The organism is Kitasatospora sp. NPDC058243 (assembly GCF_042882025.1).
In the GTDB taxonomy this organism is placed as follows: Bacteria; Actinomycetota; Actinomycetes; order Streptomycetales; family Streptomycetaceae; genus Kitasatospora.
This window is the reverse complement of the sequence record NZ_JBHVWW010000076.1, coordinates 22566-36535: the sequence shown is the minus strand read 5'-3', so window position 1 is coordinate 36535 and position 13970 is coordinate 22566. Positions and strand designations below refer to the sequence as shown.

General features: G+C 71.8%; 12 protein-coding genes. 7 read left to right on the top strand and 5 right to left on the bottom strand.

The genetic code is table 11. The features are described from left to right. Positions 1-104 precede the first annotated feature (104 nt). On the top strand, positions 105-326 hold the full coding sequence (locus ACFVX9_RS34160) for a hypothetical protein (protein ID WP_387985555.1): 222 nt from the start codon (positions 105-107) through the stop codon (positions 324-326). A gap of 174 nt (positions 327-500) precedes the next feature. Further along, entirely contained in the window at positions 501-3053 is a 2553-nt protein-coding gene (locus ACFVX9_RS34155; RefSeq protein WP_387985552.1) for a SpaA isopeptide-forming pilin-related protein, read from the top strand. A gap of 172 nt (positions 3054-3225) precedes the next feature. On the opposite strand, the gene ACFVX9_RS34150 is transcribed toward ACFVX9_RS34155, so the two are convergent. Beyond that, complete coding sequence (locus ACFVX9_RS34150) at positions 3226-4380, bottom strand: cystathionine gamma-synthase (protein WP_387985549.1); 1155 nt, start codon at positions 4378-4380, stop codon at positions 3226-3228. A 171-nt stretch (positions 4381-4551) separates the two neighbouring features. Between ACFVX9_RS34150 and msrA the strand changes: the two genes are divergently transcribed. Both msrA and ACFVX9_RS34140 read left to right on the top strand, forming a co-directional pair. Beyond that, the gene (gene msrA / locus ACFVX9_RS34145; RefSeq protein WP_063348018.1) at positions 4552-5217 is read left to right on the top strand and encodes a peptide-methionine (S)-S-oxide reductase MsrA; all 666 of its coding nucleotides are present in this window, start codon (positions 4552-4554) and stop codon (positions 5215-5217) included. Positions 5218-5356: 139 nt separating this feature from the next. Further along, positions 5357-5719, top strand: a complete 363-nt coding sequence (locus tag ACFVX9_RS34140) for a cupin domain-containing protein (RefSeq protein ID WP_063348019.1) — start codon at positions 5357-5359, stop codon at positions 5717-5719. Positions 5720-5745: 26 nt separating this feature from the next. Here ACFVX9_RS34140 and ACFVX9_RS34135 read toward each other — a convergent pair whose 3' ends face one another. From ACFVX9_RS34135 to ACFVX9_RS34125, 3 genes are all read right to left on the bottom strand, one after another. Then, positions 5746-7032, bottom strand: coding sequence for an Ig-like domain-containing protein (locus tag ACFVX9_RS34135; RefSeq protein WP_363372408.1), 1287 nt, complete (start codon positions 7030-7032; stop codon positions 5746-5748). Positions 7033-7224: 192 nt separating this feature from the next. Beyond that, the gene (locus tag ACFVX9_RS34130) at positions 7225-7560 is read right to left on the bottom strand and encodes a hypothetical protein (protein ID WP_063348021.1); all 336 of its coding nucleotides are present in this window, start codon (positions 7558-7560) and stop codon (positions 7225-7227) included. 511 nt (positions 7561-8071) lie between these two features. Further along, a complete protein-coding gene (locus ACFVX9_RS34125; RefSeq protein WP_380345769.1) occupies positions 8072-9496 on the bottom strand; it encodes a cystathionine beta-synthase in 1425 nt (474 codons plus the stop codon). Positions 9497-9729: 233 nt separating this feature from the next. Here ACFVX9_RS34125 and ACFVX9_RS34120 point away from each other — a divergent pair, with 233 nt between their 5' ends. The 3 genes from ACFVX9_RS34120 (at position 9730) to ACFVX9_RS34110 (ending at position 13361) form a co-directional block, all read left to right on the top strand. Beyond that, on the top strand, positions 9730-10812 hold the full coding sequence (locus ACFVX9_RS34120; protein WP_387985544.1) for an SGNH/GDSL hydrolase family protein: 1083 nt from the start codon (positions 9730-9732) through the stop codon (positions 10810-10812). 62 nt (positions 10813-10874) lie between these two features. Beyond that, positions 10875-12095, top strand: coding sequence for an acetyl-CoA C-acetyltransferase (locus ACFVX9_RS34115; protein WP_063348024.1), 1221 nt, complete (start codon positions 10875-10877; stop codon positions 12093-12095). A gap of 291 nt (positions 12096-12386) precedes the next feature. Then, on the top strand, positions 12387-13361 hold the full coding sequence (locus ACFVX9_RS34110) for a hypothetical protein (protein WP_387985541.1): 975 nt from the start codon (positions 12387-12389) through the stop codon (positions 13359-13361). A gap of 106 nt (positions 13362-13467) precedes the next feature. On the opposite strand, the gene ACFVX9_RS34105 is transcribed toward ACFVX9_RS34110, so the two are convergent. Beyond that, a complete protein-coding gene (locus ACFVX9_RS34105) occupies positions 13468-13836 on the bottom strand; it encodes a hypothetical protein (RefSeq protein WP_387985538.1) in 369 nt (122 codons plus the stop codon). Between the last annotated feature and the right edge of the window lie 134 nt (positions 13837-13970).

Here is a 13970-nt window from a genome sequence, read left to right as displayed (position 1 = left end):
GGGGTGGAGGAACTTCACCGCCAAAAGCAGGGTCTCTCACTTATTCTGCGGTTGTAGCCCCCTGCCTTGTCCCCCGCCGTTTCCCCCTTTTGTCGTGGGCTGTTGTGCTGTCCGGAGCCCAGCCCCCCCCCCCCCGCCGCGCCGTACGCCTCGCGCTGACCCCGGTCGGCTCCGGCCGACTGGCCGAAGTCCGCGACGGGCGGGCCGAGTTGACCCGCCGCCTGACGGCCGACTGGCCGCCCGAGGAGCAGCAGGCGTTCTGCGCCCTGCTGGCTCGCTTCAACCACGCGATGGAGTCGTACACGGCGGACCAGCAGGGCCAGTGACCGCCGACGGCCGGAGGCCGTCCCTCGCGCCCGGACCGATCGGCCGTCGACACACAGCCGAACGGGTGCATTAACACGATTTTCAGATGACAACACCAGTGAGTCGCGATGCTCGGCCCTCCAGCCCGGAACACTCCGAGGGCCCCATTGGGTCCACATGGTGAGAGGACTGAGGTGAAGCCCAGTCAGAACCCGGTGACCACCGTCACCTGGAGACGCCGACTCGGCAGGACGGTGGGTTCCGTCCTGGCCCTGACGCTCGTGCCCTTCGGCATGTCACTCGTCGCACCACCGGCCGCGTACGCGGCCGGTCTCCCGGGCGGCCTCGGGCCGTGCCTGGGTGCGGACTGTCCCGCGACGTTCCCCCCGGTCAACAACGGTCCCTTCGCAGGCCGCGACGCCGGAATCAACATCTTCGTCGGCGGCGACTTCAACGTCGGCGGTTCCGCCGCGGAGGCCGAGGGGCACGTGGTGACCCTCGGCAACTTCGACCTGAACAAAGCCCCGGGAGCCAGCTCCGTCTACAACATCGGCATCGTCGGCGTCGGCTCACGGGTCCCCCCGCCGGACGGCGCCGACTTCCTCACCGCCGGAGGCAACGTCACGGTGGCCCCGGGGCAGAGGCTCCTGGCGGAGGGCGGCGTCGTCCGCTACGCGGGCACGGCCACGGGCACCATCGTCGGTACGAAGGTCCAGGAAGCGCAGGCCGTGGCCGCCTACACGCCACTGCGCGGCCAGCTGCAGACGGCGAGCGAGTGCTACGCCGGGGTCGGCACACCCCGCCCCGCCACCGGAACCGCGGTCAACCAGGGGTTCCAGACCCTGTTCACCGGTGACGGCACCTCCGCACTCCAGGTCTTCAACGTCGACTTCGACATCGCCGGGAACGGAGGCTCCACCCAGGGCATCGCGTTCGCCGGCATCCCCGCGAACGCGACGGTACTCGTCAACCTCGTGGGCGGCGCCCGCACCATCAACACCTACAGCGGGAGCCTCCAGGACACCGATCCCTGGAACCGGCTGCGCGAGCGCCTCCTGTGGAACTTCCCCGCCGCGACGTCCGTCACGCTCAAGGGATCGGGGCAGTTCCAGGGCAGTGTGCTGGTCGGCAACCCGGCCAGCACCGCCACCATGAGCCTGCCCGGTCTGAACGGACGGTTCTTCACCACCGGTTCGCTGCTGCAGAACTCCGGCTCGGGGATGACCGGGACCGAGTTCCACGCCTACCCCTTCAACGGCGATCTTCCGGCGTGCGGAAGTCCCACTCCCACCGCCTCGACCAGCGTGACGAAGGTCGACTCCGTCACGGGGCAGCCCCTGGCGGGAGCCACCTTCCAGCTGTGGCGTGAGACCAACGGCGTCCCCGGCCTCCAGACCTCGGGGGCCACCCCGGACACCGAGGTGGGCGCCCCCTGCACCACCGGGGCGAACGGCGTCTGCTCCACGGCCGGCCTCCCGCTCGGCACCTACTACTGGCAGGAGACCGCCGCACCCCCCGGTTACGACCTGCCGCCGCCCGCGGTGACGACCGTGGTCCTCGACACGAACGGGCAGAACGTCCCGGTCACCGTCCAGGACACCAAATCCCCGATCGTCGAGACCGGGTCCACCAGCGTGACCAAGGTCGACTCCGCCACCGGACAACCCCTGGCCGGCGCCACCTTCCAGCTCTGGCACGAGACCAACGGCACCCCCGGCCTCCAAACCACCGGAACCAACCCCGACACCCCCGTCGGATCCCCCTGCACCACCGGAGCGAACGGCACCTGCTCCGCAACCGGCCTCCCGCTGGGCACCTACTACTGGCAAGAAGTATCGGCACCCAACGGCTACGACCTGCCGGAACTCAACGTCACCACCGTCGTCCTCGACACCAACGGACAGAACGTCCCGATCACCGTCCAGGACACCAAGACCATCGCCCCGACCGGCTCCACCACGGTCACCAAGGCCGACTCCGCCACCGGACAACCACTGGCCGGCGCCACCTTCCAGCTCTGGCACGAGACCAACGGCACCCCCGGCCTCCAAACCACCGGAACCAACCCCGACACCCCCGTCGGCTCCCCCTGCACCACCGGAGCGAACGGCACCTGCTCCGCAACCGGCCTCCCGCTGGGCACCTACTACTGGCAGGAGACCGCCGCACCCCCCGGCTACGACCTGCCGCAGCCCGCGGTGACGACCGTGGTCCTCGACACCGACGGACAGAGCATCCCCGTCACCGTCCAGGACACCAAGACCACCACCCCGACCGGCTCCACCACGGTCACCAAGGTCGACTCCGCCACCGGACAACCACTGGCCGGCGCCACCTTCCAGCTCTGGCACGAGACCAACGGCGTCCCCGGCCTCCAAACCACCGGAACCAACCCCGACACCCCCGTCGGCTCCCCCTGCACCACCGGGGCGGACGGCGTCTGCTCCGCGGACAACCTTCCGTTCGGCACCTACTACTGGCAGGAGACCACCGCTCCCCCCGGCTACGAACTGCCCCAGACCGCGGTGACCACGGTCGAACTGACCGCGGACTGCCCGTGTGTGACGATCACGGTCGAGGACAAGAAGTGCCCGCCGAAGCCGTGTCCGCGCCCGCCGCACTCATGGGCCTCGGCGGACTCATGGACCACGTGGGGCGAATGGAACCTCTGGGACCTGGTGCGCGGCAAGCCTGACCCGAACGAGGATTGCACGCCCGCGTCCCCCACCTCCTGGAAGCGCTCCTGAAGGACCGCTCCGGCGCGAGCGCGTGAGGGCATGACGCAATGAACCGGCCGGAGGAGCCCACAGGGGCTCCTCCGGCCGAGTGCGCCGACAGCGCGTCAGGTGACCATCGCGGTCCCCGGACTGCTCACCGAGGCCGGAGATCTTCAACAGGCTCCGGACTTCTGGGCGCGTCCTAGCCCAGCGCCTGCTTGAGGTCGGAGAGCAGGTCGTCGATCGACTCGATGCCGACCGAGACGCGCACCAGGTCGGCGGGCACCTCCAGCGCCGAACCGGCCACCGAGGCGTGGGTCATCCGGCCCGGGTGCTCGATCAGCGACTCCACGCCGCCGAGCGACTCGCCGAGGGTGAACAGCTGCGCGCGGTTGCAGACCTCGACCGCCGCCTCCTCGCCGCCCTGGACCCGGAACGAGACCATGCCGCCGAAGGCCTTCATCTGCTTGGCGGCGATCTCGTGGCCGGGGTGCTCGGGCAGGCCCGGGTACAGCACCTGGCTGACCTTCGGGTGGCTCGCCAGCAGCTCGGCGACCTTCTCCGCGTTGGCGCTGTGCCGGTCCATCCGGACGCCCAGCGTCTTGATGCCGCGCAGCACCAGCCAGGCGTCGAACGGCCCGGAGACGGCGCCCATCGCGTTCTGGTGGTACGCCACCTCCTCGCCCAGGCTCGCGTCGGCCAGCACCAGCGCACCGCCGACCACGTCCGAGTGGCCGCCCATGTACTTGGTGGTGGAGTGCACGACCGCGTCCGCGCCGAGCGCGATCGGCTGCTGCAGGTAGGGGCTGGCGAAGGTGTTGTCGACCACCAGCAGCGCGCCGGCGCCGTGCGCGACCTCGGCGAGCGCGGCCAGGTCGGTGATGCCCAGCAGCGGGTTGGACGGGGTCTCCACCCAGACCGCGCGGGTGTTGGGGCGCAGCGCGGCGCGGACGGTCGCCAGGTCCTGGGTGTTGGCGACGGAGAACTCGACGCCCCAGCGGGTCAGCACCTTGGCGAACAGCCGGAAGGTGCCGCCGTAGGCGTCGTTGGGGATCACGATGTGGTCGCCCGGCTTGAGGATGGTGCGCAGCAGGGTGTCCTCGGCGGCCAGGCCGGAGGCGAAGGCGAGGCCGCGGGCGCCGCCTTCCAGTGCCGCGAGGCACTCCTCCAGCGCGGTGCGGGTCGGGTTGGCGCTGCGGCTGTACTCGTAGCCGCCCCGCAGGCCGCCCACCCCGTCCTGCTTGTAGGTGGACACCTGGTAGATCGGCGTGACGACGGCCCCGGTCTGGGGGTCTGCTTCCTGACCCGCGTGGATGGCGAGGGTCTCGAAGCCCTGGGGAAGCTGGTGCTCGGTCATGGGTCGAGCCTAGTGGCCGTACGGGCCGGTGCCCTCCGGAACGTCCCAGCCCGCCGTGAACCGGACCGGCCGTGAACCGGGGCGGCGGCGGAATCCGGGCGGCGCCGGAATCCGGGGGCGGCCCGCCGCGTTGAATCCTGCGCAACCCTCCCTACCCCGCTGGAGCAGGCCGTGCTGTTCAACCGCCACAAGACCTCGCTCGTTCCCGCCGACCAGGCGCTGCCCGGCCGGGAGTCACCGGGCTTCGCGCTGCGCGAGCCGCACACCGTGCTCGGCCACCCGCTCACCGGGCCGTACCCGGACGGCCTGGAGGTGGCCGACTTCGGGCTGGGCTGCTTCTGGGGCGCCGAGCGGACGTTCTGGCGCCTGCCCGGCGTCTGGACGACGCTGGTCGGTTACCAGGGCGGCTACACCCCCCACCCGACGTACGAGGAGGTGTGCAGCGGGCTGACCGGGCACACCGAGGCGGTCCGGGTGGTGTTCGACCCCTCGCTGGTCTCCTACGAGCGGCTGCTGAAGACCTTCTGGGAGGCGCACGACCCGACCCAGGGCAACCGCCAGGGCAACGACGTCGGCACCCAGTACCGCTCCGCCGTCTACACCCACTCCCCCGTCCAGGCCGCCGCCGCGGCCGCCGGCCGGGACGCCTTCCAGCCGGCCCTGACCGCGCTCGGCTACGGCCCGATCACCACCGAGATCGCCCCGGCGGGCCCGTTCTACCCGGCCGAGCCGTACCACCAGCAGTACCTGTCCGACGCCAAGAACCCGAACGGCTACTGCGGCCTCGGCGGCACCGGCGCCTCCTGCCCGATCGGCGTGGCCCGCACGCAGGGCTGACCGTCCGTGACCGTTCCGGCGGGCCGGCCACCCGAGGTGACCGCCCGCCGGTCGGGGCGCAGACTGGAAGGGCCAGCAGACGGGCCTGCCTCCTCCTCTCGCTGGACGGCCGGGCCGTCCGTGTGGAGAGGAGTGCGCCATGTCCGGTCTCGTCCGCATGAGCTTCGACGCCCCCGAGGAGGTCCGCCCCTTCGAGGAGGGCACGGGGGAACTGCGTCTGGTCAACCTGGACGCCGGCCCGGTGGGCCGGGCCGTGTTCCACCCGGGTTGGCAGTGGTCCAAGCACGTGAAGCCGATCGCCAAGACCGACAGCTGTCTGGCCGCCCACACGGGGTACGTGGTCTCGGGCCGGATGAGGATCGTCATGGACGACGGTCAGGAGACCGAGTTCGGCCCGGGCGACCTGATGATCTGCCCGCCCGGGCACGATGCCTGGATCGTCGGCGACGAGCCGTGCGTGATCGTCGACTGGCAGGGTTTCGCCGACTACGCCAAGCGCTGACCCGCGCTGACCGGCGGCTCCCGGCGTCAGACGGCGCTGCCGGCCTTCCAGGCGGCCCAGCCGAGGTTCCAGCCGTTCAGGCCGTTGTCCGGCGCGACGGTCTTGTCACCGGAGTTCACGACCTCGACCACGTCGCCGACCATGGAGCTCTTGTAGAACTTGTAGCCGTCCGTGCTGCCGTCCTGCGCGCCCTTGGCGTCCTGGAGGCCGATGCAGCCGTGGCTGGTGTTCTGGCCGCCGAAGATCGACGACGGGGACCAGTAGTTGCCGTGGATGAAGGTGCCCGAGGTGGTGAGCCGCTGGGCGTGCGGCACGTCCGCGATGTCGTACTCGCTGCCGAGGTTGACGGTCTGCGAGTTCATCCGGGTCTGCTGGAACTGCTCGGAGATCACCATCTTGCCGCCCCAGGTGCGGTGCTCGGGCGAGCCGCCGGAGATCTTGTAGACGGCGCTGACCTGGCCGTCGGTGGTGACGGTGAGCTTCTTGGCGGCGAGGTCGGCGACGCTGGTCTGGGCGCGGCCGATGGTGAAGCGGACGTCCTTGGACTGGGTGCCGTAGACGCCCTTGGCGCCCTCGACGTCCTTGAGCCGGAGCTTGAGGGTGACCTTGGTGCCCTTGGCCCAGTACTCCTGCGGCCGGAAGTCGAGGCGGGTGCTGGAGAACCAGTACCCGACGATCTCGACGCCCGGCTCGGCTATCACGGTGATCGCCTGCTGGACGGCCTTGCGGTCGGTGATCGGCTTGCTGAAGGTGATCGAGACGGGCATGCCGACGCCGACGACCGAGCCGTCCTCGGGCGTGAAGTAGCCGACGAAGGTGTTGGCCGGGGTGGCCGTGGTGAAGGTGGCGTTGGCGTCCGCCTCCAGCTTGTCCTTGTCGAGGGCGGTGGCGGCCACGGTGTACTTGGTGCCGCTGGCGGGGGCGGCGGCCGAGGTCCAGCTGGCGCCGTCGGAGGCGAGCTGGCCGGCCAGTTCCTTGCCCGTGGAGTCGGTGACCTTGACGGTGCCCAGGGTGCCGTTGCTGACGGTGACCTTGACCGGCTCGCTGAAGCTGGCGGAGGCGGCACCGTCCGCAGGAGTGACGGTGATGACGGCGGTCGAGGTCTTCGGCGCGCTGCTGGTCCCGCCGGAGCCGCTGCCGGCGCCCGGGGTTCCAGCGGAACCGCCCGAACCGCCCGAGCCGTTGGCGTCGGCGCTCTTGGTGTCGTTGCAGGCCGCGAGCAGCAGGACCGGCGCCCCGATCAGACCCGCGAGCACTCCGCGCCGGCTCCAGTTGCCTCCGCCTGCCCGCCCCTGACCGTCCCGTGCCGTCACGTCGCGTCTCCCTGCTGATCATCCCGGGCATTTACGGATACAGAAACGCAATCCGCCCGTGCACGGTTCCACCTCCGAAGGGTAAGCGATCGTATGAGATGACCCAACTTCCCGGTGAACAGGGAAAAAACGCCCGGCCTGCGGGGCAGACCGGGCGTTCACGAGCGGTGACGAGCTCGCGAGGCGAGGCCGCTACTCGGCGGACTCGTCCACCACGTACTCGTCCCAACCCTCGTTCTCGGGGTCGAACTCGGTCTGCGCCGACTCCCAGGTCGCCGAGGCCAGTTCGACACCCGGCACGTCGCCGAGCAGCGCCACCGGGTCGATGAAGTGGGCGAGCGAACCCGACGGGTCCACCTCGATGGCGTCGACGGACTGGGCGCGCTCGTCGTCGTCGAGGTACTCGTCCTCGGTCACCTGCTTCAGGGCGGCCGCCTTGAGCGCGCCCTCGTCGGTGATCTCCGCGATGAGCTCGATCTTGAGCCGGACGTAGCGCGGCTCGTCCTGGGTGGTTTCAGTGCTGGTCATGCGTGTGAGCGTACGGGAAGGGCCGGTCCCTCGGAGAAGGACCGGCCCTGCCGTTCTCCGCCTCGGTTCCCCCACCCGGGAACCGCGGAGACGCGCCGTGCGGCGCGCAGTACCGCGGGAGCCGCCGCACCCTGTCGACCGGCCGCAGCCGGACAGGGGCGGGACGACGGCACCTCCCGCGGAGGCCCCTCTCCCCCGTTGCCGGGTTGGAGGGCGGACACGGCGGGCCGGGTCAGGACCGCCCGACGTGTCCGGAGCCGACCGCGTCCGCCGGGGAGCCGCTCCCGGACGGTTGCCGTCGTCTCGCTCGGCGTCTTGCCGTTGACCACCACGATGCCGGACGGTTGTTAACCGCGTGCTGCGGGCAGGTGACGCCGGTGTACCACTTCGCCCGTGGGCGAACCGCGGGCAAAACGTGGGCGAAACCTCGTCCGCCCCGCCGACCGGAGCCGAAGGCGGGGTCGGGGTCGGTCAGGGCCGGCCGGGGCCGGTCAGGGCCTGGCCCGACGGGTCAGTGCGCGGCGCGGCCGGCGAGGAAGCCCAGCAGGTCCTGGCGGGTGACGATGCCCTGCGGCTTGCCGTCCACCAGCACCACCGCGGCGTCGGCCTTCTCCAGCACGGTCATCAGGTTGGTGACCGTCTCGCCCGCACCGACGACCGGCAGCGGCTTGGACATCACCCGGTCCAGCGTGTCGGTCAGCTCGATCTCCTTCGCGAAGACGCCCTCCAGCAGGAGCTTCTCCGCCACCGAGCCGATCACCTCGCCGGCCATGATGTCGGGGTGCCCGGCACCCGGGGAGACCACGGGCATCTGCGAGACGCCGTACTCGCGCAGCACCCGGACCGCCTCGGCGACCGTCTCGTTCGGGTGCATGTGGACGAACTGCGGGATGCCCTCGTGCTCGATGGCGTCCTTGCGGGCCAGCACCTCGCCGATGTGCGCCTCGTCGGTGGCCGAGGGCAGGAAACCGTAGTCGGCCATCCAGTCGTCGTTGAAGATCTTGGACAGGTAGCCGCGGCCGCCGTCCGGCAGCAGCACCACCACGACGTCGTCCGGGCCCAGACCCTTGGCCACCTCCAGCGCGGCCACCACGGCCATGCCGCAGGAGCCGCCGACCAGCAGGCCCTCCTCCTTGGCCAGGCGGCGGGTCATCTGGAAGGAGTCCTTGTCGGAGACGGCGACGATGCCGTCGGCGACGTCACGGTCGTAGGCGGTCGGCCAGAAGTCCTCGCCCACACCCTCGACCAGGTACGGCCGGCCGGTGCCGCCCGAGTAGACCGAGCCCTCCGGGTCGGCGCCGATCACCTTGACCTTGCCGCCCGAGACCTCCTTCAGGTAGTTGCCGGTGCCGGAGATGGTGCCGCCGGTGCCGACGCCCGCCACGAAGTGGGTGATCCGGCCCTCGGTCTGCTCCCACAGCTCCGGACCGGTGGAGTGGTAGTGCGAGGCCGGGTTGTCCGGGTTGGAGTACTGGTCCGGCTTCCAGGCGTTCGGGGTCTCCCGGACGAGCCGGTCGGAGACGTTGTAGTACGAGTCCGGGTGCTCGGGGGCCACGGCGGTGGGACAGACGACCACCTCGGCGCCGTACGCGCGCAGGGTGTTGATCTTGTCGGTGGACACCTTGTCCGGACAGACGAAGATGCACTTGTAGCCCTTCTGCTGGGCCACGATCGCCAGGCCGACACCGGTGTTGCCGGAGGTCGGCTCGACGATGGTGCCGCCCGGCTTCAGGGCGCCCGAGGCCTCGGCGGCCTCGATCATGCGCATCGCGATGCGGTCCTTCACCGAGCCGCCGGGGTTGAAGTACTCGACCTTCGCCAGCACTGTCGCGCTGATGCCCTCGGTGACCTTGTTCAGCTTGACCAGCGGCGTGTTGCCGACGAGGTCGATGATCGAGTTGTGGTACCGCACGGGGGTCCTCCCGGTTGTGGGCATGCGAGTGCTTTCGGTACTGCAAAGCCTAGGCCGTGCCGCCCGCCCCAGCCCGCCCTTCCGCCCCACCCGCCCCTCGCCCCGCCCCGGCCCCGCGCGGCGGCCCCGCCACCCGCCCCCCTCCCCCCAATGGCCCAGCCCCGCAGGTAGCCCCGGCCCCCGCGCGGGTAGGAGGGGGGTGCAGGCATCGCCATGGCCCCGGAGGGGGCGGCACCAGGACGCGAAGGGGGCATCGGATGCCAGGGGCACAGGACTCGCGGGCCCGGGTGGCCCGCCGGATCGCCACCGCGGCGGCGTACGGCGGCGGCGGGCTCGGCCTGCTGGGCGTGGGACTGGTGGGCGTGCTGCTCACCGAGAGCAAGCTGGCGATCCAGGCCATCGGCGTGCTGGAGGGCGATCCGCCCAAGGCCGACGGCGTCTACGGCGAGGCCTTCGCCGACAGCTCCGCCGCCACGCAGCCGCCGCTGGTGCTGGCCGTCCTCGGCGACTCCACCGGCGCCGGCCTCGGTGTGCTGCGGGCCCGGGAGACCCCGGGCGCGCTGCTGGCCGCGGGCCTGGCCTCGGTGGCCGAGCGCCCGGTCCGGCTGGTCAACGTGGCCCGCTCCGGCGGCCGTTCCGCCCACCTCTCGGGCCAGCTGGAGCAGGCGCTGCCGCACCACCCGGACGTCGCCGTGCTCATGATCGGCGCCAACGACGTGACCCGGCACAGCCCGGCCCAGCTGGCCGTCCGCCAGCTCGGCGAGGCCGTCGCGGCGCTGCGGGCGAACGGCTGCGAGGTGGTGGTCGGCACCTGCCCGGACCTCGGGACGATCAAGCCGGTGCACCCGCCGCTGCGCTGGGTGGCCCGCCGGCTGAGCCGCCAGCTGGCGGCCGCGCAGACCATCGCGGTCGTGGAGGCCGGCGGCCGGACGGTCTCGCTGGGCTCGCTGCTGGGCCCGGAGTTCGCGGCGCGCCCGGAGATGTTCGCCGCCGACCGCTACCACCCGTCCGCCCAGGGCTACGCGACGGCCGCGATGGCCGTGCTGCCCTCGGTGTGCGCCGCGCTCGGCCTCTGGCCGGAGGAGGAGCGCCCGGCCGCACCCGTGCCGGGCGGGACGGTGCTGCCGGTGGCGATGGCCGCCGCCGCCGCGGCCGGGCGTTCGGGCACCGAGGTCGCGGCCGTCGAGACGGAGGGCGCCGGCCGCCGCTGGGCGTTGCTGCGCCACCGGCTGCGGGTCGGGCTGCCCGGCTCGTGGGCGTCCGAGGAGGCCAGGGAAGGAGCCGCTCCAGAGGCCGGCGACACGTCGGCCAGCTCACACGCCGGGACGGGTGACGCCTGATCTACCAGGCGGTAACTTTCCTCCCGGACGCCAGTCCGCCGTCACCCAGCGAGGAGCCCGCCATGCCCGAAGCCGTCATCGTCAGCGCCACCCGTTCGCCGATCGGCCGGGCCTTCAAGGGCTCGCTCAAGGACGTCCGCCCCGACGACCTGACCGCCCACGTCATCCAGGCCGCGCTGGCCAAGGTCCCGCAGCTCGACCCGCGCGAGATCGACGACCTGATGCTCGGCTGCGGCCTGCCCGGCGGCGAGCAGGGCCACAACCTGGCCCGCATCGTGGCCGTCCAGATGGGCATGGACTACCTGCCCGGCGCCACCATCACCCGCTACTGCTCGTCCTCGCTGCAGACCACGCGGATGGCACTGCACGCGATCAGGGCCGGCGAGGGCGACGTGTTCCTCTCGGCCGGCGTGGAGACCGTCTCGCGCAGCGTGAACGGGACCTCGGACGGCATGCCTGGCACCACGAACCCGGTCTTCGACGAGGCCCAGGCCCGCACCGCCAAGCGCGCCGAGGAGGGCGGCGGGGAGTGGCACGACCCGCGCGAGGACGGCCTGTTGCCGGACGCCTACATCGCGATGGGCCAGACCGCCGAGAACCTGGCCGCGCTCAAGGGGATCACCCGCGCCGAGCAGGACGAGTTCGGCGTCCGCTCGCAGAACCTCGCCGAGGCCGCCATCAAGGCCGGCTTCTGGGAGCGCGAGATCACCCCGGTCACGCTCCCGGACGGCACCGTGGTGAGCAAGGACGACGGCCCGCGCGCCGGCGTCACGCTGGAGGGCGTCTCCGGCCTGAAGCCGGTGTTCCGACCGGACGGCACCGTGACCGCCGGTAACTGCTGCCCGCTGAACGACGGCGCCGCCGCGCTGGTCATCATGTCCGACACCAAGGCCCGGGAGCTGGGCATCACCCCGCTCGCCCGGGTGGTCTCCACCGGCGTCAGCGCGCTCTCCCCCGAGATCATGGGCTACGGCCCCGTCGAGGCCTCCCGGCAGGCGCTGCGGCGGGCCGGCCTGACCATCGACGACATCGACCTGGTCGAGATCAACGAGGCCTTCGCCGCCCAGGTGATCCCGTCCTACCGGGATCTCGGCATCGACCTGGACAAGCTGAACGTCAACGGCGGCGCGATCGCCGTCGGCCACCCGTTCGGCATGACCGGCGCCCGGATCACCACCACCCTGATCAACTCCCTGCAGTGGCACGACAAGCAGTTCGGCCTGGAGACCATGTGCGTCGGCGGCGGCCAGGGCATGGCGATGGTGATCGAGCGCCTCAGCTGACCCCGCCGAGCCACCCCGAAAGGGTCTGGACCACCCATTTGGAGTGACCGTGAGTAATTGAGGGCCGGATCACATCGCGAGGTCGATCCGGCCCTCTTTTCGCTCGTTTTCGGCCCGGAAATCGACACTGCGGAGCGGATCAACTCCACTGCGTAGAACGGTGTTACCTAACAATTTGGGGACAAGAGCGAAAGTCCCCCACAAATTAGACATTCGCCACTGCGGCAACAGCCCCGGATGCGGCAGTGTGGACACGTAACCCCGTTCCGCTCCTCGCTAGGAGTACGTTCCGTGAGCGCCGTCTACACCATCCTGCTGCTGATCCTGATCACCGTGTCGACCGCCGTGCTGCTCCACCTCCGGGGACTCTCCCGCCGGCTGGACGCGCAGGCCGCGGCCCAGGCCGCACCCGCCCCGGTGGACCAGGCCGCGATACGCCAGGCCGTCACCGAGGCACTCGCCGCCGACCGCGAGCGGGAGATCACCGAGGCCCGGGCGTTCTGGGCCGAGCAGGAGGCCCGCGCGGCCGAGGACGCGCCACTGTTCGACTCCCCGTACACCGGCGCGTTCGCCAGCACCGACGAGTGGCCGCTGTTCTTCCCCCGCCCCACCGGCCCGCAGGACGCCGTCGACAACGCCGGCACCATGGACCCGGAGTTCGGCGAGGCGCTGCGCTCCGCGCTGGAGGACCTGATCAACGAGGGCCCCGCCGAGCCCGGTCCCGAGGGCGGCTCGTCGCTGTTCCCCGGCCAGGGCTCCGGCACCTCCTCCGCCGGCTCCGCCGCCGCCTCCACCGGCTCCGCCGAGCCCACCGGGGACGCCCGCGCCCGCCGCGAGGCCGACCTGCTGGCCACCGGCCTGGAGGCCGGGCTGCTGGACGCCGACCAGGCCGTCGAGGACGCCCCGGTCGCCGCGCCCGACCCGCGCCGCCACCCCTCCCACCCCGACTTCGTGCCCAGCCAGGCGCCGTCCCGCGAGTGGACCGACACCCGGCTGGCCACCCTCGCCGACGAGGCCGTCGCCCTGATCGACGTCCGCCCGGGCCCGCTGGGCACCCTGGACGTGTACGCGTTCGCCGACGGCACCACGCTCTGCGTGGCCCCGGGCGACCGGGAGGCCGCCTACCGGCTGATCGACGCGGTCCGTGCCGGTGAGCACGTCCGGCTGCTCGGCGGCTCGCGCTTCTCCGGCTCGTACTCGCTGACCTTCTCCACCGACGAGGAGGCCGTCTACGTCCTCGCCGACCGGGTGGTCGCCAGCATCTGACGCCGCCCCAGCAGCGCGGCAGCACGGCACACACAGCGCAGCACGCCGAAGGCCGGCCGGGTCAAGGGGTTACCGACCCGGCCGGCCTTCGGCGTGTCCGGACGTCTTATCTGCAGAGCGCCGCCGTCGCGCGCACTGCGGCCACCGCGTCGGCCAGCACCTCTGCGGCCGCCACCGGCCCGTCCGCCAGGGTGACCCCGGCGCCCTCCGGCAGGGCCGCCAGCGCGGCCGCCAGGTCGTGCCCGGCGACGGCCAGTTGGTCCCCCGCCGCGAACGCCCCGGCGTCAGGGAACTCCCGCTCCGGCCCGCCCTCCGCCGCCAGCGCGAGGGCCGCCAGCCGCCGGGCCAACGCCAGTGCGGCCGCCGCCCGGGACTCGTACCCGGGCACGGCGCCCAGCAGTTTGCTCTGCGGCAGCGAGCGGAAACGATCCGCCAGGGAGTCGACGGCTTCGACCAGGAGCTGTACGTCATGCATGACAGGGAGCCTAAACGCCGCCGGGCCCCCGGAGGGTTTTTTTTCTGGGGGTCTGGTGGAGGTGGTGTTGTGGGGCCCCTATTAGCTCTCTCCCCCTCCGATCGCGGTTCAGGGCGCCATTTCTCCCTAGGGCC